The following is a 19626-nucleotide window of genomic DNA, read 5'->3' as shown; positions in this document are numbered from 1 at the left end:
CGTGACAGGTCATAAAGTTGAGAAAAACCCCGCACAGAAGGGGACAGCGCGCGGGCCGATCGGCCCGATGCGAGACTGACAAGGAGAGAATACTATGGATGGCACGATCCTCGTCGCCGATGACGACCGCACGATCCGCACGGTTCTGACCCAGGCGCTGACCCGCGCGGGGTGCAAGGTGCATGCGACCTCGTCTCTGGTCACGCTGATGCGCTGGGTGGAAGAGGGCAAGGGCGATCTGGTGATCTCCGATGTGATGATGCCCGATGGCAACGGGCTCGAGAGCCTGCCGCGCATCGCTGAACTGCGCCCCGGCCTGCCGGTGATCGTGATCTCCGCGCAGAACACCATCATGACCGCGATTCAGGCCGCCGAGGCCGAGGCATTCGATTACCTGCCGAAGCCTTTCGATCTGCCGGACCTGATGAAACGCGCCGCCAAGGCGCTTGAGGTCAAACGTCGGGCCAATCCGGCGCCGTCGAATGCCAAGGCGCCGTCCGAACTGGGTGCGCCGCAGGAAGACCTGCCGCTCGTCGGCCGTACGCCCGCGATGCAGACGCTGTATCGGCTTGTCGCCCGCGTGATGAACACCGATCTGCCGGTTCTGATCACCGGCGAGAGCGGCACCGGCAAATCGCTGATCGCCCGCGCGATCCACGATTTCTCCGACCGCCGCAACCTGCCTTTCGTGGTGGTCTCGGCCTCCGATCTGGCGACGATGGAAGGCCCCGCGGCGGTGATTTCCAAGGCCAAGAACGGCTCGATCCTGTTCGATGAGGTCGGCGATCTCGATGAGGAGGCGCAGGCCCGCATTGTGCGCATGCTCGACAGTTTCACCGACAACGCGCCACGCATCATGGCGACCTCGCAGGCCAATCTTTCGGCCAAGATGGAAAGCGGGGCGTTTCGTCAGGATCTGTTCTATCGCTTGGGCGGCGTGACGATTTCCGTGCCCTCGCTGCGCGAACGCGTCGATGACATTCCGCTTCTGGCGGAGTTTTTCCTGTCGAAGGCCGAACGTGACGGGCTTTCGGCGCGCCGCTTTACCAATGAGGCGATGGACCTTGTGCGGGCCTATAGCTGGCCGGGCAACGTGCGTCAGTTGGAGAACACCATTCGCCGGTTGATCGTGACCTCGCCCGAGGAAGAAATCACCCGGATGGAGGTCGAAACCGTGCTGGGCAACCAGCCCGCGATGGAGCCTTTGCAGGGCGGCGGCGAGGGTGAAAAGCTTTCGACCTCGGTGGCCAAGCATCTGCGCCGCTATTTCGACCTGCACGGGGGCGTTTTGCCGCCGCCGGGGCTGTATCAGCGCATTCTGAAAGAGGTCGAAGGCCCGCTGATCGAAATCGCGCTCGATGCCGTGGGCGGCAATCAGGCCAAATGTGCCGATTTGCTTGGCATCAACCGCAATACCTTGCGGAAAAAGATCAATGACCTCGATATTCAGGTGACACGCCGTCGTAAGCTGATGTAAAAAGGCCACATCCGTGCCGAATAGGGCGCAGTTGCGGGAATACAACTCTGCTGCGCTCTCTCTGCCACGGTGGCCTGCGTCAAGTCCCATGAATAATGGGCCGCGCAGGGGTGGTTTTGAGCAGTACGAGGGTGCGGTCCATGGCGCAAAAGCCCGTGGCACAAAGAATCGGTCGGCAAAGTTGGCACAGGCTGATGCGGCTTCGGCGGCAACGCCGGTTGCAGAACATTGCGACCATCGCCGTGTTTGTCATGGGGCCGCTTCTGGCGGTGCTCACCTTCCTCGTTCTGGGGCCGCTGGATCATGGTCCGGCCTCGTCGGTGTTGCGTGGCGTGCTTCTGGCCGATGTGGTCTATATCATCGTCGTCGCGGGGCTGGTGGCGCAGCGCATCGCCAGTGTGATCGCGGCGCGCCGGGCGCATTCCGAAGGCTCGCGGCTGCACCTGCGCCTCTCCGGCGCTTTCGTGCTTTTGGCGCTCATTCCGACCGTCATGGTGGCGGTGTTTGCCGTGGTGACGGTGAATTTCGGCCTTGAGGGCTGGTTCTCCGACCGTGTGCGCAATGTGGTGGGCTCGTCTCTGGAAGCGGCGAAGGCCTATGAGACGGAACATCGCGACGGTCTGGCCGAGGACACGCGGGCGCTGGCGAATTTCATCATCGACCGGCGCCGCAATGTGACGATCCTCTCGGACGGCGATTTGCGGCAGGTGCTCAATCAGGGGCAGGGGCTTATCCAGCGCGGGCTGCGTGAGGCCTATGTCATCGACCGTGCAGGCGAGATCAAGGCGCGGGGCGAGCGCTCCTATCTGTTCAATTACGAGAAACCGACGGAGGCGGAGCGGGCGCGGGCGGAAAGCGGCGAGCTTGTGCTGATCGACGACTGGGACAGCAACGAGAGCCGCGCACTTCAGCGCCTTGCGGCCTTCTCCGACCGCTATCTTTACGTGACCCGCGATGTGGACGGGAAAATCCTCAACCTTCTGGATGAGACACAGGACAGCATTGCGCTTTACAACCAGTTGGAAAGCGAGCGCGGGCGGTTGCTGTTCGAATTCGGGCTTTTGTACATCGGCTTTGCGATCATCCTCATTCTGGCGGCGACTTGGCTCGGCCTGTGGTTCGCCGAACGGCTGGCGCGGCCGATCGGGCGGCTCGCGGGCGCGGCGCAGAGGGTGGGCGAGGGCGATCTTTCGGTGCGCGTGCCCGAGGAAGAAGGGCAGGACGAGATCGCGACGCTCGGTCGGGTGTTCAACCAGATGACCGGGCAGGTGAAGGTGCAGCGCGACGAATTACTGGAGCGCAACGCCCAGATCGAGCATCGCCGCCGGTTGTTCGATTCCGTGCTCTCCTCGGTGACGGCGGGGGTCGTGGGGCTGGATGCGGAGGGCCGCGTGACGCTTTTGAACCGTTCGGCGCAGGCGCTTTTGAACCTCGGTGAGCGGGATGTGACCGGCGAGGCGCTGGCCGTTGTCGTGCCGGAATTCGGTCCGCTCTTCGACCTGTTGCGCAGCCAGAAACGCGAGGTGGCGCAGGAGGAGTTGCGGCTGATCCGCTCCGGTGCGCAGGAAAGTTTGCTCGTGCGGATCGCCACCCGGCGCGATGTCGAGGGCGCGCTTGAGGGCTATGTGGTGGCCTTCGACGATGTGACCGACCTTGTGAGCGCGCAGCGTCTGGCCGCCTGGGGCGATGTGGCGCGACGCATCGCGCATGAGATCAAGAACCCGTTGACGCCCATTCAATTGTCCGCCGAACGCATCCTGCGCAAATTCGGTCGCGGGCTCGACGAGGAGGCGCGGGCGGATCTCGAACAATACACTCAGGTCATCGTGCGCCAGACCGGCGATCTGCGCCGGATCGTCGATGAGTTCTCGAAATTCGCCCGGATGCCAAGCCCGGAGCGGCGGGAGCATGACCTTGTCGAACTGGTGAAGGGCGCAGTGCTGTTGCAGCAGAATGCCCAGCCGAATGTCCGGATCACGGCGCGGATCGAACCGGCCACGGCCTTGGCTGAGGTGGATGCGACGATGATCGGACAGGCGCTCACGAATTTGATTAAGAATGCCGGGGAGGCTATTGAAAGTCTTGAGGAATGTGGAATTCCTCAAGGCTATGAGCCGCGCATTCTCGTGGCCATGCAATGCGACGATCAGGAGGCGGTGATCACGGTGACGGACAACGGCATCGGCCTGCCGGAGGATCGTTCGCGGCTTTTCGAACCCTATGTGACGACGCGGGAAAAAGGCACCGGGCTGGGCCTGCCGATCGTCAAGAAGATCATCGAGGAGCACGGCGGGACGCTGACGCTGACCGACGGGGCGCCTCTGGATGACACGGGCCGGATCGGGGCCTGTGCGACCATTCGCATCGCTGTTGCAGGCGATGATCGTGTTGAAGAAAAACAAGAGCTTGCGGTGTAAAGATGAAGTCTGGAGTGAATGATGTCTGATATTCTGATCGTCGACGATGAGCGCGATATTCGTGAGCTGATCGGGGATATTTTGCAGGATGAGGGCTTTGAGACGCGGCTGGCCGCGAATTCGGACGAATGTCTGAAGGAAATCGATGCGGGCGTGCCGGCGCTGATGATCCTCGACATTTGGCTGAAGGACAGCGACATGGACGGGATCGACATCCTGAAACATGTCAAGCGCGAGCACCCGGAAGTGCCGATCATCATCATTTCCGGCCACGGGAATATCGAAATCGCCGTCGCGGCGATCAAACAGGGTGCTTACGATTTCATCGAGAAACCGTTCAACATCGACCAGCTCATGGTGGTGATCACGCGCGCCATGGAGACCTCGCGCCTGCGCCGGGAGAATGCCACGCTCAAGCGCTCGGGCTCGGGTGAGCTTGAGATGATCGGCGTCTCGGCGGCGTTCAAGCAGCTCAAGAGCAACCTGGAGAAGGTGACGAAATCCAACGGCCGGGTGATGCTGACGGGCGGTGCGGGGGTCGGCAAGGAAGTGGCGGCGCGATTCATCCACGCGGGCTCCGAGCGGCGCGAGGCGCCGTTTGTCACCGTGTCCTCCGCGACCATCGAGCCGGACCGGATGGAAGAGGTGCTGTTCGGTCGCGAAACCCCGGAGCGGGGCGTCGAGAAGGGGCTTCTCGAGGAGGCCAATGGCGGCATGATCTATTTCGACGAGGTCGCCGACATGCCGCTGGGCACCCAGTCGAAGATCCTGCGGGTTCTGGTCGATCAGCGGTTTACCCGCGTGGGCGGCAGCGCCAAGGTCTCGGTCGATCTGCGGGTCGTGTCCTCGACCTCGCGCGATCTTCTGGCGGAGATCGAGGCGGGGCGGTTCCGCGAAGAACTGTATCACCGGCTGAACGTGGTGCCGATCGAGGTGCCTGCGCTCGAAAAACGCCGGGAGGACATCCCCGAACTGGCGCGGTATTTCATCGAGAAGCTGAACCGCGAACAGGGCTTGCCGCTGCGCGATCTGTCGGAAGATGCGGCGGCGATGCTGCAAACGATGACCTGGCCGGGCAACGTGCGCCAGCTCAAGAACGTCATCGAACGGGTGTTGATCCTTGGCGACAGCACCGGGCTGATCGAGGCGGAGGAGTTGCCGAGCGAGGATGGGGTGCGCGAGGACGACGGGCGGGCGATGCTGTCGCCGGCGATTGCGACCCTGCCGCTTCGGGAGGCACGCGAGGTGTTCGAACGCGAATACCTTCTGACCCAGATCAACCGGTTTGGCGGCAATATCTCCCGCACCGCGACATTCGTGGGCATGGAGCGTTCGGCACTGCACCGCAAGCTCAAGTCGCTGGGCGTGGTGACCGGCAACAAACAGGGCGGTCGGATGGCCTATGTCGAGGAAACCGACTGAGCGGGGACGGGCGGTATCGGGTGACGCAACGGCACCCGGAGGCCCGGGCGGCATGCGGGTGCGTTGACGCCCCTGATATTCCGTGCCAAGCCTGTGGCGAAGCGAAAGCCCTGCGCGCACCGGACCGGGTCCGGCGCAGGGCGTGACATGGCAAGGGCGCGACGTGAGTTTCACGGACGGCCCTGAAACAGGGATGATGCGATGAAGGTCATCATTTGCGGCGCGGGTCAGGTCGGCTGGCAGATCGCCAAGCAGCTCTCCGTCGAGAAGAACGACGTGACGGTCGTGGACAACAATCCGGCGCTGGTGCGCCGCGCCACCGACACGCTCGACGTGCAGGGGATCGAGGGCTTTGCCTCCTACCCGGATGTGTTGGAAAAGGCGGGCGCGCGTGACGCCGACATGGTGATTGCCGCGACCTATTCCGACGAGGTGAACATGGTCACCTGTCAGGTGGCGCATTCCGTGTTCAACGTGCCGCGCAAGATCGCGCGCCTTCGGTCTCAGTCCTATCTGACGGCGATCTATTCCGATCTCTACCGCCGCGATCACTTGCCGATCGACGTGGTGATTTCGCCGGAGAAGGAGGTGGCCGAGGCCGCGCTTCGGCGTCTGGCGGCCCCTGCGGCCTTTGACACGCAGGCGTTTCTGGCGGGGCGGGTGCAGCTTATGGGCATCCTGCTCGAAGAGGAATGCCCGGTGCTCAACACCTCTTTGCGCGAGCTGACCGAGCTGTTCTCGACCTTGCGGGCCACCGTGGTGGGCGTGCGCCGCGACGGGCGGCTGTTTGCCCCGGAGCCGAAGGATCAGCTTTTCGCCCGCGACGAGATTTACGTGTTCGCGCATTCCGACGACATCACCCGGACGCTGGAGATTTTCGGCAAGACCAACGCGAAACAGGAGCGTGTGGTGATCCTCGGCGGTGGCAACGTGGGTCTTGGGGTGGCGCAGGCGCTGGAGGCGCGGACCGAGCGGGTGCGCGCCAAGATCATCGAGAAGAACCGCAAGATCGCCGAGAAGGCGGCGGATGCGCTGGAGCGGACCATCGTTTTGAACGGTGACGGGCTTGACCCGGAGCTTTTGTCCGAAGCCGGGGTGAACCGCGCCGATGCGGTGCTTTGCGTGACGGATGACGACAAGGTCAACATGCTGGCCGCCGTGCGGGCGAAGACCGCCGGGGCGAAAATGACCATCGTTCTGATCAACGATCCGACGCTTGTGCCGATCCTCAATGCGCTCGACATCGACGCCTATATCAACCCGCGGGCGACGACCGTGTCCTCGATCCTGCGCCACATCCGCCATGGACGGGTGCGCAACGTCTATTCGGTGGGCGACAGCGAGGCGGAGGTGATCGAGGCGCAGGTGCTCTCGACCTCGCCGATCTCCGGCAAGCGTATTCGCGACATTGATTTTCCGGAAGGGGTGCTTGTCGGCGCGCTGACCAAAGGCGACAAATACGTCAAGCCGATGGGGGAGACCCGTATCGACGAGGGGGATGTGATCACCATTTTCTCGCTTGCCGCCGACGTCCCCGAGGTCGAACGCCTGTTGCAGGTCTCGATCGACTATTTCTGATGAACGGCGCCCGATGAACCGCTTTTCGCGCATGCCCTTTTTCGTCCAGCTCATGCTGGTCTCCGGCGCCGCCATGATGGTGCCGGCGATCTATGCGCTTGTGCTGCGGGAATGGGACGATGCGCGGGCCTTCGTCTACGCCAGCGTCTTGTTTTCCTCTCTGGCGCTGTTCATCGCCATCGCGCGGTATCGCCCCGAGGGGGCGGATGCGAGCGTCGGGCGCGACCGGGAGGGGCGCAATCAGCTTTTGACCCTTTTGGGGGCCTATACGCTTTTGCCGCTGATCCTTGCCGTGCCGTTTTCCGAGGCGACCAAGGACACCACCTATTTCAACTCCTACTTCGAGATGGTCTCGGCGCTCACCACCACGGGGGCGACGCTGTTCGACGACCCGGCACGGTTGACCAAGCCGGTGCATCTCTGGACGGCGCTGGTGGGGTGGCTCGGCGGGCTCTTTGCCTGGGTGACGGCGGTGGCGGTTCTGGCGCCGCTGAACCTTGGCGGCTTCGAGGTCATTTCCTCGCGCCAGCCGGGGCAGGCGGAGACGCGGGCGAGCCAGATCACCCGCATTGCCGCCGCCCCCGAGCGGATGGCGAAATTCACCTCGAAGCTGTTTCCGATCTATCTCGGGCTGACGTTGGCGCTGTGGTTCGCTTTGGCCATGATCGGGTCCAACTCCTATGTGGCGCTTTGCCATGCGATGTCGGTGATGGCGACCTCGGGCATTTCGCCGGTGGGCGGGTTGACCCATGCGGGGGGCGGGTTCATGGGCGAGCTTCTGGTCTTTGCCTTCCTGTTCCTGGCGCTGTCGCGCAAGACCTTCACCGCCGATCAGCCGCGGCTCGACGCGCCGCCTCTGTGGCGCGATCCGGAGATGAAGATCGCGCTGGCACTGATCGTCACCGTGCCTCTGTTTCTGTTCCTGCGCCATTGGGTGGCGGTTCTCGAAGTGTCGGGCGACTGGACGTTGGGGCGGGCTCTGTCCTCGCTCTGGGGGGGCGTGTTCATGGTGCTGTCCTTTCTGTCGACGGCGGGGTTCGAATCTCTGGGCTGGGAAGAGGCGCGGCTCTGGTCGGGGCTTCAGGCGCCCGGTGTGCTGCTGATGGGGCTGGCGATTTTCGGCGGCGGGGTGGCGACCACGGCGGGGGGCGTGAAGCTGATCCGGCTCTATGCGCTGGTGCGTCATGGCGAGCGTGAGATCGAGAAGCTGATTTCGCCGAACTCGGTCGGTGGCGCGGGGGCCAATGCCCGGCGCATCCGGCGCGAAGGGGCCTATGTGGCATGGGTCTATTTCATGGTCTTCGCCTTCACCATCGCCGCCGTGATGATGCTCCTGTCGCTCTATGGGCTCGATTTCGAGGCCGCGACGATTTTCACCATTTCGGCGCTCACCACCACCGGGCCGCTGGTGCAGGTGGCGGGCGATGTGCCGCTGAGCTATGCCACATTGGGCGACGCGGAGAAGCTCATTCTGGCGGCGACCATGGTGCTCGGGCGACTGGAGATGCTGGCGATCATCGCACTTCTCAATCCGGAATTCTGGCGGCGCTGAGGATTTCACGAAAATCGTTAGCGCCATCACCCTGCGGATGTGACGCAAATTTGCGTCGTGTTGAAAACAAGCTCCTGAAAATCAGCGCCTTATCTTGACATTCGGTGGAATCTCCGGCGAACTCAGCCTCAAGTGCTGTCGCCCGAGGGACAGTTCGCATCAAAAGCGCAAGAAAAAGGCAAAGATCATGGCCGCCGACAAACAGAACCTCCAGGACGCTTTCCTCAACCATGTTCGCAAGACCAAAGTTCCCGTGACGATCTTTCTGATCAACGGGGTGAAACTTCAGGGTGTGATCACATGGTTCGACAATTTCTGCGTCCTCTTGCGCCGCGACGGCCAGTCGCAGCTCGTGTACAAACACGCGATCTCGACGATCATGCCGGCCCAGCCGATCAACCTCTACGACGGCGAAGAAGCCTGATCGCGACCGCGCGACAGGGCTTGCAATCCGTCTGACAACACTTAGGTGACGCGCACCTGCCGGATGGATCGGCGGGTGCGTTCGCGCGTTGATTTGCAGGATCACCCTGCACGTTTGAAGGAGCGGCATTTGGCCGAACTGCATGACCATGAGGTGAAGAAAACCCGCGCCTGGGTGCTTCATCCCGACATTACATCCGACCGCACTCGCCGCGATCCTGTCGCGGGGCTGGAAGAAGCCGTGGCTCTGGCCGACGCCTTGCCCGAACTGGAGGTGGTCGGCTCCGAGATCGTGCGCCTGCCGAAGATCCAGCCCGGCCATCTCTTTGGCACCGGCAAGATCGAGGAACTGAAACAGCGGATGAAGCTCGCCGAGGTGGAGTTGGTGTTGGTCGACGGACCGGTGACGCCGGTGCAGCAGCGCAACCTGGAGAAGGAATGGAAGGTCAAACTTCTGGACCGCACCGGATTGATTTTGGAGATTTTCTCCGACCGCGCCCGGACCCGAGAAGGCGTGTTGCAGGTCGAGATGGCGGCCCTTACCTATCAGCGCACGCGTCTGGTGCGCGCCTGGACCCACCTTGAGCGGCAACGCGGTGGGTTGGGCTTTGTCGGCGGCCCCGGCGAGACCCAGATCGAGGCCGACCGCCGCGCCATCGACGAACAGCTGACGCGCCTGCGCCGTCAGTTGGAGAAGGTCGTCAAAACCCGCGAGCTGCACCGCGCGTCCCGCGCCAAAATCCCGTTCCCGATCGTGGCGCTTGTGGGCTATACCAACGCCGGAAAGTCGACGTTTTTCAACACGGTCACGGGCGCGGATGTGTTCGCCAAAGACATGCTTTTCGCGACGCTCGACCCGACCATGCGCCAGCTTGTGATCGAGAACGCCCATGGCGGCGACCGGGAGATCATTCTGTCGGACACGGTGGGGTTCATCTCGAAACTGCCGACCCAGCTTGTGGCGGCCTTCCGGGCGACGCTGGAAGAGGTGCTGGACGCCGATCTGATCCTGCATGTGCGCGACATCGCCTCCGAGGAGACGGACAATCAGCGCGACGACGTGTTGAAAATCCTGCGCGATCTCGGGATCAAGGACGATGCGCCGATGTTCGAGGTCTGGAACAAGATCGACCTGCTGGACGACGAGGCGCGTGCGGCGCGGATGGAGCGCGCGGCGCATGAGGAGAATATCTTTGCGATCTCGGCGGTGACGGGCGAGGGCGTGCCGGAGCTTTTGTCGGCGATCTCCGCGTTTTTCGAAGAGGAAAAGATCGAGCGCGACATGATCCTGCCCTACGCCCAAGGGCGCAAGCGGGCGTGGCTTTTCGAGGAAGGGGTTGTTCTTTCCGAGGAGATGGTCGAAGAGGGGTATCAGCTCAAGGTGCTGTGGACGCCGCGGCAGGAAAAGCAATTCCGGGAGATGTGAGATGAGCGCCGAAACAACCAGCACGAAAGCCTCTAAGGCGAAAACCAAAGCGAAAGCGACCGCGCCGAAAACCGCCCCGGCGACGGCGGCGAAGAGGCCGCACCTTTTCATGATGCTGTTCGAAGCCACGGCCGGTGCGAAAACCGGTCTGCGGATGGGCGCGCGCCACGCGATCATGGTGTTCATGGTCGCCTCCGAGTCGAAACACGCCAGAGGCAAGGGGATCAAAGGGCTTGAGGTGACGGGCTGGTCCGGGATCACGTTGAAAAAGGCTGGGGACATCACCGGTCAGAAACAGCGGTTCAAGGACAAGGCGCTCGACCGTGCCGCGCAGACCGCGGCGCAAAAGGGCGCGGCCTTTGTCGTTTACAAGGAAGAGCTTAAGGGCGAGGCCTGACGCCTCGCATCCTTGGTGACATGATCGGTCGACGTTCCTTTTCAGCTGCGATTTCGGACCGGCCAGAGTACCGTTTCGCGGTAGCGTGATTTTTCGCACACAGTTTTTAACGATTGTCTGTCGATCAGCATTTTGTCGCAGCTTTGTGACGCTACGTCATGTATGGTTGATCAGATGGTTTTATAACGAGGGGGGTCCCATGAAACGGTCTCAAACGACGCTGCTCACGTTTGGTGCAGCACTTCTTTGCGCAACATCCGCTTATGCATTTCAGCCGGACATGTCCTATGTCGGTCTGAGCTACACGGGCGTCGATGCCCGTGATCCGGGTGATCCCTACGATTACGATGGTGGTCGTGTGACCATCGACGCTGGCACGCGCCTGTCCTTCGGTGCGAAAAGCCATGTCGTGATCGACGGGTTCTACACCGGCTTCGACGTCGACGACGCTTTTGGGAGCTACTACGGCCCGGAAAAAGGCGGCGAGATCGCGCTGCACTACCTCTATGACCTGTCGCCGAAATTCACCGTAGGTGGTCTTTTCGCCTATGGCATGATCGATCAGAAAGAAGATGGCTACGACACCGAGAGCATGGATTACACCATGTACGGTCTCGAAGGCGTGTTCGATCTGTCGCCGAAAGTCGCGCTGTACGGTCAGCTCGTCGCGACCGAGAATCCGGGTTACAACGACTCCGACTGGGGCGGCATGAACAACGGTTATGTTGCGCGTCTCGGCGGTGTCTATGACCTGAACGCCAGCACCAGCCTCTACCTCGACCTGCAATACGCCGAATCCGAAGGCTATGAAGACAGCGACGAGGACGGTACGTTCAACCGTTACGCCATCGGTGGTGAAACCGCGTTCAGCTCCAAACCGCTCGCGGTCACCTATGAAATCGCTTACATGACGACCGAAGCGAAGGGCGACAACAACGACATCGAGAGCACCGAGTTCTCGCTGGGTCTGCGCTACTACTTCGGCGGCAAAGGTCTGTCGGAAACCGTGCGTTCCGGCATGCTGGGGACGCCGGAAACGGCCTTCCTCGCGACCTCCTGGGCGCCGTACCACGATTGATCTGATCCGCTTCGGATCTGATGACAAAGGCCCCGCGCGTTTTTCGCGCGGGGTTTCTTTTATGTCAGCTGTGTGGGGAACTGATGCGCGCCGGATTGCCGACGACACGGCTGTCGGCGGGGACATCCTTCGTCACCACGGCTCCCGCGCCGATGATCGCACGATCTCCGATGGTGACGCCGGGCAGGACGATCGCCCCGCCGCCGATCCAGACGTCTTGGCCGATGGTGACGGGCAGGGCGCGTTCGATCAACTGGCCGCGCAGCACCGGATCGCGGTGGTGATCGGCGCAGTAGATCTGCACCTGCGGTCCGATCATCGTGCGCGCACCGATCTCGACCCGACCGCTGTCGAGCACGACGCAGCCGACGTTGAGAAACGCTTCTTCGCCGAGAAACAGGTTCTCGCCATACAGGAGGTGAAACTGACCCTCGATCCGGGCGCTTTCCGGCGCGGCGGCGATCACCGCGCGCAGGGCCGGGTGAATGTTGCCGCGCTCGGACGGCAGGGCCATGTTGTGCCGGTGCACCGCGTCGAAGACCTTTGTGCGGATCGCGTCGATCTCGGGATCGAGGCTGTGATACCACGCGCCCGCGCGCATTTTGTCCAGCTCAGAGGTCATTCCTCCGGCACCAGATGGGTGATGCCAACTCCCGCGGCGCGCGCGAGTTCCGGGTCGAGGCTCATCGGTACATATTCGCCGCGCCGCCACAGTTCGCCCAGATCGTCGTAGTGACGGCTCAAGGGATGGCCGGACTGGCCGGTGGCGGTGATGAAGACCGAACTGTCGGGATCGGCGAAATCGTAGACGCCGCGATAGGCTGCACCATGGACGTTGGCGAAAGGATCGGCGGGATCGCCGGAGGTGACGCCGCGCATCAGTGTGTTGTCGCCGCCGGAGGTCGATTGCCGGATGTTCACCACCCATTTGAGGAAGGGCACATTGCCCAGCACAGGGTGATCGTGCTGCGCCATATGCGCGTCGCCCCAGCGCAGGCTCTCAAGGTTGGTCGAATAATGCTCCCCGATCCACAACAGCGCATCGTCGAGCGATTGCCGCGCGATGTCGGTGCAGGTCTCGACCGGCGCGGACTGGATCACGTCGCACCACGCAGAGGCCCCGTCGATATCGCGATAGACGCGTTCGATGAACAAGGGATCGACATGGGTGAACGCGCGCGCCAGCGGCCCGATGTCGTCGCGGATGAGACGGTCCTGAAGCGCCCGCATCCAGGCGTAGTAAATCAGCGGTTCCGGCAGGTGCTCGCTCATCTCGCCATTCCATTCGGCCAGAAGCTCCAGAGCGCGCTGGCGCTGACGTTCGGGCGTGCCCTCGGGCGCGGCCTCGCCGGTGAACCACAGGTCCGCGCCAACAAGCGGCAAAAGCGTGCGCGCGGCGGGAGAGACGATGTCGTTCTGCACCTCGATGAAACTGTCGCGGGTGTGCACCTCGCGCGATTGCATCAGCCGGGTCCAGCGCTGCACCCGCTGGGTGTCGCCCCAGTGATAGGACAGATGTTCGGGGAAGGGGGCTTCCACGGTCTTGTTGTTGGTGTTGCCGACAATGCCGGTCTCGCCGCCGGTGAACAGCGGCAGATCGTCGAAATCGCGCCAGCCCTGCCAGCGGTTGGTCTCGATCCAGCCCGGCGAGGGGATGCGACCCTGCGACTGATGCGCTGCGTCGCGCAGAGGCGCACGTCCGATCACCTTCATCTGCACCCGGTCGGGGTCGGCGATGACGAGGTTGAGCGCCGGGGCCGCGAAATCGCGCGCCGCCTGCATCGCCTCGGTCAGGGTGTGGGCGTGATTGAGCGCCACCACGGCGGACATGGAGCGGTCGTCGGAAACCAGCGCGGTCCAGGCGGCGGAGACCACATGGCCCGGCGGTGTGATGGTGTCGACGTCAAAGGCAGTTGCGGGCAGGACCGGGCCGTTTTCGGTCCATTGCAGCGTGAGCGTGACCGGTGCGGCATCCTTGATCTGGACAATGGAAGGCCGCGTGCGCATCGGTTTGAAGCCGTCGGGCGTGAGAACTTCGCTGGCATTGTCCGGGTTGAGTTTCTCGATATAGAGATCGGCGTCATCGACATAGGCCGCAGTGATGCCCCAGCCGAAATCCTCGCGCCGCCCGGAGACGATGGCGGGAATGCCCGGCACGGAGGCGCCGATCACGCCGCCGCTCGAAAGTTCGAGCCGCGCCAGATACCACGCGCCGGGGGCGGAAAACCCGAGATGCGGATCGTTGGCCAGAAGCGTCGAGCCGGTTGTCGAGCGCCCGGGGGCGGCGGCCCAGACGTTGGAGGCGCCCGCAAGACCCGGTTTCGGGAAGGGCGACATGGCGTATTCGATGCCGGAGGGCTGTTTGCCGGGTGTGGCCTCTGGGAAGAGCGCGGCATAGGAGGGCAGAAGGGCGGTTCCGGTGCCGGGGGCGTCGGGCATCAGGTCGCGCAGACGTTCCTGCGGCAGCAAGAGCGAAGCCTGCGCCCGCAGCACCTCGTTCGGGATCTGATCGGAAAGCTGGAAAGCCACGAGTTTGAGGATCGCGATGGAATCGGCGGGCTGCCAATAGGCGATCTCGCTCGGGAAGAGAAAGAACTCCGGCGCACCGCGGCCGCGCGCGCCCTCGTTGACCTCGGCGATCCAGGCGTTGACGCCACGGGCATAGGCTTCGAGCGCGGCCATGGCCTCGGGGCTCTGGACCCGGGCGGAGGCCTGTGCCGCCTCGTAAATCCCCAGCCGCCGCATCAGCTCGTCGGTCTTGAAGGTGCGTTCTCCGAACATTTCCGAGAGCTTGCCTTGGGCTGTTCGGCGCAGGAGCATCATCTGGAACAGCCGGTCCTGGGCATGGGCAAAGCCCAGCCCGTAATAGACATCCGCATCGGTCGTGCCGAAAATATGCGGCACATTGGCGTTGTCGCGGGCGATCTCGACCGGAGCGGAAATCCCCGGCACCTCGTAATCGGCATTGTAATCCGGAAGCGAGCGCGCGGCGAGCCAATAGGTCAGCCAGATGCCGAGGACGGTCAGAAGGACGAGGGCTGAAACGAGTTTCAGCAGAAGAGAGAAAGTGCGGACCATGGGCGGGGCAGACCTATCGGATGTGCGCGAATGGATGTTGACGCCGGGCCGCGAGCGGCTACCGTATGCGCCGTTAAATCACATCCGGCGGAGAGGGAAAAGCATGCTTCAATCTGGGGCGAAGGTCACATTCTTGGGATTGGGAGTCATGGGCTACCCGATGGCGGGGCATCTCAAAGCCAAAGGCCATGACGTCACGGTCTACAACCGGACCACGGCCAAGGCCGAAGCTTGGGCAGCGGCGCACAAAGGCGGATTCGCCGCCACACCGCGCGAGGCGGTAGAGGGGGCTGACTTTGTGATGGCCTGTGTCGGCAACGATGACGATCTGCGGACTGTGTGCCTCGGCCCGGACGGGGCTTTCGCGGGGATGAGCGCGGGATCGGTGTTCGTCGATCATACGACGGTTTCGGCGAAAGTGACCCGTGAACTGGCCGCCGTCGCCACCGAGAAGGGCATCGGCTATGTCGATGCGCCGGTCTCGGGCGGTCAGGCCGGGGCGGAAAACGGCGTGCTCTCGGTGATGTGCGGCGGCGCGGAAGAGGATTACGCCAAGGCCGAACCGATCATGGCCGCCTATGGTCGCACGGTGAAACGGTTGGGCGCGGTCGGCATGGGTCAGACCGCCAAAATGTGCAACCAGATCTGTATCGCCGGGCTGGTGCAGGGCCTCTCCGAAGCGCTTTTGCTGGCGGAAAACTCCGGTCTCGATGGCGAAGCGCTGGTCGAGGTGATCGCGGGCGGCGCGGCCGGATCGTGGCAGATGGTGAACCGCCACAAGACCATGCTCGCGGGCGAGTACGAGCACGGCTTCGCGGTCGACTGGATGCGCAAGGATCTGGCGATCTGTCTGGAGGCGGGCGAGGAAACCGGCACGCCGATGCCGGTCACGGCCCTCGTGGATCAGTTCTACAAGGACGTCCAGAGCATGGGCGGCGGGCGTTGGGACACCTCCTCGCTGATGGCGCGGCTCAAAGCGTTCAAGTGAGTATTTGGGGCAGCAAAGGAGACGCAACCGGGTTTCCTTTGCTGTGAAAATACTCAAATCGGAAGGCCTTTCCCAAGGGGCGGCGTTGCTGTTATAAGGCCTTTCGATCAAAAGGACTCTGAGCGATGGCCGACAAGAAATCTTCTGGCAACTCATCCGGGCGCGGCGCGCGCGATTTGCGGGTGAAGGTGAAGTCTGCGCGCGGGCGCAAGCTGTCGTCGACCCGTTGGCTGGAGCGTCAGCTCAACGATCCTTACGTGAAGCGCGCCAAGCTCGAGGGCTATCGCGGGCGCGCGGCGTTCAAGATTCTTGAGCTTGACGACAAGTTCCGCTTTCTCGTGCCGGGCGCGCGGGTGGTCGATCTCGGCTGTGCGCCGGGGGGCTGGTGTCAGGTGGCCGTCAAGCGGGTGAATGCGCTTGGCGAGAAGAGCGGCAAGAAGATCGGCACCGTGTTGGGCGTCGATTTGCAGGAGGTCGAGCCGATTGCGGGGGCTCAGACCTATCAGCTCGATTTCATGTCCGATGACGCGGACGAGCAGGTGAAAGAGTGGCTCGGCGGCGAGGCCGATGTGGTGATGTCCGACATGGCGGCGGCCTCATCGGGCCACAAGCAGACCGATCACCTTCGGATCATCGCGCTGTGCGAGGCCGCGGCTTATCTGGCGTTTGACGTCTTGACGCCGGGCGGGACCTTTGTGGCGAAAGTGCTGGCGGGGGGCGCTGAGGGCGAGTTGCAGGGCATTCTGAAGCAGAAATTCGAGAAGGTGGTGAACATGAAGCCGCCTGCCTCGCGGTCTGACAGTTCCGAGAAATTCGTGGTCGCCACGGGATTCCGGGGCTGATGGAGCGTTGGCTGCGTCTTCGGGCGGGGCCGCTCGATCTGGCGTTCGACCCGGAGGTCGGCAATATCCGGCGTTTTACGGTCGACGGGCGCGAGATTTTTCATACCGCGCATTGGGTCGGCACGCCTGCGGCTGAGGCTGCGGGCTCTGTGATCGACGCGCATCTGGCGGGGGATTTTCTCGCGGCCCCCTTCGGCACATCCGATCTGGTGAGCGATCCACCGCATGGCTGGAGCGCGAATTCACGCTGGCATCCGGTGGTGCGGGCCGAGGATGGGGCCTGCGCGGTGATGAAGCTGGCGCTCGAACGCGAGGTGATGGGAGCGAAGATCACCAAGGAGCTGCGGTTTTGCGACGGCCACCCGGTGCTCTATCAGCGCCATGTGATCGCAGGCGGCGAGGGCGGGCTGACCTTTGCGCATCATCCGATGTTCCGGGTCTCGCCCGGCGATCGCATCGCCTATTCGCCGAAACGCGCGGCGGTGAGCAACGCGCCGCTGGAGACGGCGCATATTTTGGCGGCAAACACCCGTAGCGAGGAGCTGACGCGGTTTCCCGGTGCAGATGGCGGCACGGTCGATCTGACGCGCTATCCGCGGGGGAGCGGGCCGGGCGAAACCGGGTCGGGCAAAACCGGGCATGAGGATTTCGTCACGCTGATTGAGGCGGACACCGTAGGGATCGGCTGGACCGCCGTGTCGCGGGCCGCGGCGGGTGACATTGTCGTGGTGTTGAAGGACAGTCGGGTGATGCCGGTCACCATGCTCTGGATCTCGAATGGCGGGCGGGACTATGCGCCCTGGGACGGGCGGCATGACGGGGTTCTTGGCATCGAGGATGGCTGTGCGGCGGGGGCGGAGGGGCATCGTGCGGCGCTTGGCGACAATGCGGTGGCGCGTGAAGGGGTGGTGACTGCCTTTGCGCTTCGAGCGGAGGGGCGGATCACCCTGCGCCATGCCATCGCGGTGCTGAAACAGCCGTCGGGCTGGCGTGGCGTGGCGGGGATGCACGTCGGCGTGGACCGGCTGACGGTCGAGGGGCTTGGCGGAGGATCGCTTGAAGTGCCATTCGACGGGACTTATTTCTCAGTTTGAGATATACCTTTCTGACACAGATCAACGTCGCGGGGGCAGAGCGCGCTCTAATCTGATTTGAATTTGTGTCATTCTAAATGGAGCAAGAACCGCAGATGCGTCTGACGATCCGAACCAATTTGGCCATGCGTGTGTTGATGGCCTGCGCCGTGAACGAGGGCCATATGATCCGCCGTGCGGGCATTGCCAAGGCGGCGAACGCCTCGGAGAACCATCTGGCGCAGGTGGTGCATCTGTTGGCGGCGGGGGGCTATATCGAGACCACGCGCGGGCGCGCGGGCGGGATCGTTCTGGCGCGCACGCCGGACCGGATTTCGCTGGGCGAGGTGATGCGGCATTTCGAGGCGGGGGTGCCCTTCGCCGAATGTTTCACGGAAGGGGGCAACACCTGTCCGCTGCATGCGGTTTGTCGGTTGCGGGTTGCGCTCAATGCGGCGCTTGAAGCGTTTTACGGCGTGCTCGACGAGATGACATTGCAGGATCTGGTTGTGGACAACGCCGGGCTCAATGCGCTTTTATCCCTGCCGCAGCCGGACATGATGATGCCCGAGGGCGGCTGTATGGAGTTGCGCCGGATGAACTGAGGCCAGCAGGCCGCTAGTGCCGCCTGCGGTGCAGGTGCGGCTGGTCGGGTTCGCGCAGGGTGAGGACCAGAAGGGCGGCCACGGCAAGACAGACCGGCACGGAGGCGAGCGCCAGCGCGTGATCGCCGCCTGTGCGGTCGAGCAGCCATCCGACGAGGGGTTGGAACACCAGAGCCGCGCCGATGCCGATCATGTTGACGAAAGCGGTGACTGTGCCGACCGTGCTCTGGTCCTGACCTTCCTTGGCCATGGCGAAGGTGAGCATCTGCGCGCCGCAGAACAGCCCGCCCAGAAACAGGGCTGCGGACAGGAGCCAGACGCTGTCGGTGGTGGTGAAAATGACGGCGGACCAGGCGAGCGTGGCGGCCACGGCACCGCCGAAGACGATCCATTTGCGATGGCCCAGGGCGTCGGAGACGGCGCCCCAGAGCACCGAGCCAGCCGCCATGCCCCAGAACACCATGGAGACGGCGGTTTCCGCAGACACGGAAGACAGCGCGTGATCGGTGGTCAGTTCCGCGTTGCCCCAAAGTCCGCCATAGACGTTGATCGGCATGTAGATCAGAGCGCCGACGAGGGAGATCAACCAGACCTGCGGGCTTCTGACAATCTGGCGCAGCGGACCCAGAGGGTTGGCATGGGTTTCCGTGTCGCCCGCAGAAGGCGCATCGCGGTAGAACAGCAGGGCGAGGAGGAAAAGCCCGGCGCCGACTGCGCCGATGCCGAGAAAACTCGGTCGCCATCCGGCGGTTTCGGTCAGTGCCGTCAGCCAGACCACGCCGATCGCGGTGCCGAGCATGCCGACCGCGTTGACGAGGCCGGACAAGAGCGCAAAGCGCGCCGGGGCGAACCAGTGGTTGACCGCGTAGAGCGCACCGACGAAGGCGAAAGAGGCCCCGAACCCGGTCATCAGCCGCCCGATCCCGGCGATCTCGACATTGGGGGCAGCGCCGACAAGCGCGATGCCACCGGCACAAAGGGCAATCGCAGGAACGACGAACCGCCGCGCGCCCCAGCGGTCGAGCAACAGTCCGACGACGATCTGCATCGGCGCATAGACCCAGAAGAACAGCGAGGAAAACACCCCGAGCGCGGCGCTTGACAGCCCGAGATCGCGGGTGATCGCCGCCGTTGCCGTGGAGGGCGAGATGCGGGCGACGAATTCGAACAGGAAGAACAGGGTGCCGATGGACAGGGCGAGAATGGCGTGGCGGGCTCTGGCGGTGGACATGGGCGCTCCGGGCTGATTGCGTCCTTACATTCGCGATTT

Annotated in this window: 16 protein-coding genes; 13 read left to right on the top strand and 3 right to left on the bottom strand. The window is 63.4% G+C overall.

Annotation, left to right across the window (positions count from 1 at the left end; genetic code table 11):
• Positions 1–94: 94 nt before the first annotated feature.
• From V1475_RS15050 to V1475_RS15010, 9 genes are all read left to right on the top strand, one after another.
• Entirely contained in the window at positions 95–1477 is a 1383-nt protein-coding gene (locus V1475_RS15050) for a response regulator (protein WP_434287004.1), read from the top strand.
• Positions 1478–1617: 140 nt separating this feature from the next.
• Positions 1618–3894 carry a sensor histidine kinase NtrY-like gene (locus V1475_RS15045; RefSeq protein ID WP_479413404.1) on the top strand — a complete coding sequence of 759 codons (2277 nt, stop codon included), beginning with the start codon at positions 1618–1620 and terminating at the stop codon, positions 3892–3894.
• Positions 3895–3915: 21 nt separating this feature from the next.
• A complete protein-coding gene (gene ntrX / locus V1475_RS15040; RefSeq protein ID WP_479413403.1) occupies positions 3916–5316 on the top strand; it encodes a nitrogen assimilation response regulator NtrX in 1401 nt (466 codons plus the stop codon).
• A gap of 201 nt (positions 5317–5517) precedes the next feature.
• On the top strand, positions 5518–6894 hold the full coding sequence (gene trkA / locus V1475_RS15035; RefSeq protein ID WP_434287008.1) for a Trk system potassium transporter TrkA: 1377 nt from the start codon (positions 5518–5520) through the stop codon (positions 6892–6894).
• Between the two features lie 13 nt (positions 6895–6907).
• The gene (locus V1475_RS15030; protein WP_479413402.1) at positions 6908–8446 is read left to right on the top strand and encodes a TrkH family potassium uptake protein; all 1539 of its coding nucleotides are present in this window, start codon (positions 6908–6910) and stop codon (positions 8444–8446) included.
• 187 nt (positions 8447–8633) lie between these two features.
• Complete coding sequence (hfq, locus tag V1475_RS15025; RefSeq protein WP_066603845.1) at positions 8634–8870, top strand: RNA chaperone Hfq; 237 nt, start codon at positions 8634–8636, stop codon at positions 8868–8870.
• Between the two features lie 129 nt (positions 8871–8999).
• Entirely contained in the window at positions 9000–10295 is a 1296-nt protein-coding gene (gene hflX, locus V1475_RS15020) for a GTPase HflX (protein ID WP_434287010.1), read from the top strand.
• A gap of 1 nt (position 10296) precedes the next feature.
• A complete protein-coding gene (locus V1475_RS15015; RefSeq protein WP_479413401.1) occupies positions 10297–10692 on the top strand; it encodes a hypothetical protein in 396 nt (131 codons plus the stop codon).
• Between the two features lie 199 nt (positions 10693–10891).
• Positions 10892–11770: an outer membrane beta-barrel protein gene (locus tag V1475_RS15010; protein ID WP_479413400.1), complete on the top strand. Its 879-nt coding sequence runs from the start codon at positions 10892–10894 to the stop codon at positions 11768–11770.
• A 64-nt stretch (positions 11771–11834) separates the two neighbouring features.
• Here V1475_RS15010 and V1475_RS15005 read toward each other — a convergent pair whose 3' ends face one another.
• Together V1475_RS15005 and V1475_RS15000 are read right to left on the bottom strand one after the other, a co-directional pair.
• Positions 11835–12392, bottom strand: coding sequence for a sugar O-acetyltransferase (locus V1475_RS15005; RefSeq protein WP_479413399.1), 558 nt, complete (start codon positions 12390–12392; stop codon positions 11835–11837).
• The gene (locus tag V1475_RS15000; RefSeq protein ID WP_479413398.1) at positions 12389–14848 is read right to left on the bottom strand and encodes a penicillin acylase family protein; all 2460 of its coding nucleotides are present in this window, start codon (positions 14846–14848) and stop codon (positions 12389–12391) included. The genes V1475_RS15005 and V1475_RS15000 overlap by 4 nt, the downstream gene beginning before the upstream one ends.
• A 103-nt stretch (positions 14849–14951) precedes the next feature.
• On the opposite strand from V1475_RS15000, the gene V1475_RS14995 reads away from it, so the two are divergent.
• From V1475_RS14995 to V1475_RS14980, 4 genes are all read left to right on the top strand, one after another.
• Complete coding sequence (locus V1475_RS14995; protein WP_479413397.1) at positions 14952–15836, top strand: NAD(P)-dependent oxidoreductase; 885 nt, start codon at positions 14952–14954, stop codon at positions 15834–15836.
• Between the two features lie 125 nt (positions 15837–15961).
• A complete protein-coding gene (locus V1475_RS14990) occupies positions 15962–16678 on the top strand; it encodes an RlmE family RNA methyltransferase (RefSeq protein WP_434287016.1) in 717 nt (238 codons plus the stop codon).
• Positions 16678–17772 (top strand): hypothetical protein, encoded by a 1095-nt coding sequence (locus V1475_RS14985; RefSeq protein WP_479413396.1) that lies wholly within the window; start codon positions 16678–16680, stop codon positions 17770–17772. The genes V1475_RS14990 and V1475_RS14985 overlap by 1 nt, the downstream gene beginning before the upstream one ends.
• A 95-nt stretch (positions 17773–17867) precedes the next feature.
• Positions 17868–18356, top strand: a complete 489-nt coding sequence (locus tag V1475_RS14980; protein ID WP_479413395.1) for an RrF2 family transcriptional regulator — start codon at positions 17868–17870, stop codon at positions 18354–18356.
• A 13-nt stretch (positions 18357–18369) separates the two neighbouring features.
• On the opposite strand, the gene V1475_RS14975 is transcribed toward V1475_RS14980, so the two are convergent.
• Positions 18370–19587, bottom strand: a complete 1218-nt coding sequence (locus V1475_RS14975) for an MFS transporter (protein WP_434287018.1) — start codon at positions 19585–19587, stop codon at positions 18370–18372.
• Positions 19588–19626: the final 39 nt, after the last annotated feature.

This window comes from Celeribacter sp. SCSIO 80838, from assembly GCF_056498065.1.
Note: the sequence above shows the minus strand (reverse complement) of the source record. Positions and strands in the feature narration are given on the sequence as shown.

What these genes read in the sequence shown, in the direction of transcription:
- V1475_RS15050 (WP_434287004.1), top strand. Translation starts at nt 95, where the DNA reads ATGGATGGCACGATCCTCGTCGCCGATGACGACCGCACGATCCGCACG.
- V1475_RS15045 (WP_479413404.1), top strand. Translation starts at nt 1,618, where the DNA reads ATGGCGCAAAAGCCCGTGGCACAAAGAATCGGTCGGCAAAGTTGGCAC.
- ntrX (WP_479413403.1), top strand. Translation starts at nt 3,916, where the DNA reads ATGTCTGATATTCTGATCGTCGACGATGAGCGCGATATTCGTGAGCTG.
- trkA (WP_434287008.1), top strand. Translation starts at nt 5,518, where the DNA reads ATGAAGGTCATCATTTGCGGCGCGGGTCAGGTCGGCTGGCAGATCGCC.
- V1475_RS15030 (WP_479413402.1), top strand. Translation starts at nt 6,908, where the DNA reads ATGAACCGCTTTTCGCGCATGCCCTTTTTCGTCCAGCTCATGCTGGTC.
- hfq (WP_066603845.1), top strand. Translation starts at nt 8,634, where the DNA reads ATGGCCGCCGACAAACAGAACCTCCAGGACGCTTTCCTCAACCATGTT.
- V1475_RS15015 (WP_479413401.1), top strand. Translation starts at nt 10,297, where the DNA reads ATGAGCGCCGAAACAACCAGCACGAAAGCCTCTAAGGCGAAAACCAAA.
- V1475_RS15010 (WP_479413400.1), top strand. Translation starts at nt 10,892, where the DNA reads ATGAAACGGTCTCAAACGACGCTGCTCACGTTTGGTGCAGCACTTCTT.
- V1475_RS15005 (WP_479413399.1), bottom strand. Translation starts at nt 12,392, where the DNA reads ATGACCTCTGAGCTGGACAAAATGCGCGCGGGCGCGTGGTATCACAGC.
- V1475_RS15000 (WP_479413398.1), bottom strand. Translation starts at nt 14,848, where the DNA reads ATGGTCCGCACTTTCTCTCTTCTGCTGAAACTCGTTTCAGCCCTCGTC.
- V1475_RS14995 (WP_479413397.1), top strand. Translation starts at nt 14,952, where the DNA reads ATGCTTCAATCTGGGGCGAAGGTCACATTCTTGGGATTGGGAGTCATG.
- V1475_RS14990 (WP_434287016.1), top strand. Translation starts at nt 15,962, where the DNA reads ATGGCCGACAAGAAATCTTCTGGCAACTCATCCGGGCGCGGCGCGCGC.
- V1475_RS14985 (WP_479413396.1), top strand. Translation starts at nt 16,678, where the DNA reads ATGGAGCGTTGGCTGCGTCTTCGGGCGGGGCCGCTCGATCTGGCGTTC.
- V1475_RS14980 (WP_479413395.1), top strand. Translation starts at nt 17,868, where the DNA reads ATGCGTCTGACGATCCGAACCAATTTGGCCATGCGTGTGTTGATGGCC.
- V1475_RS14975 (WP_434287018.1), bottom strand. Translation starts at nt 19,587, where the DNA reads ATGTCCACCGCCAGAGCCCGCCACGCCATTCTCGCCCTGTCCATCGGC.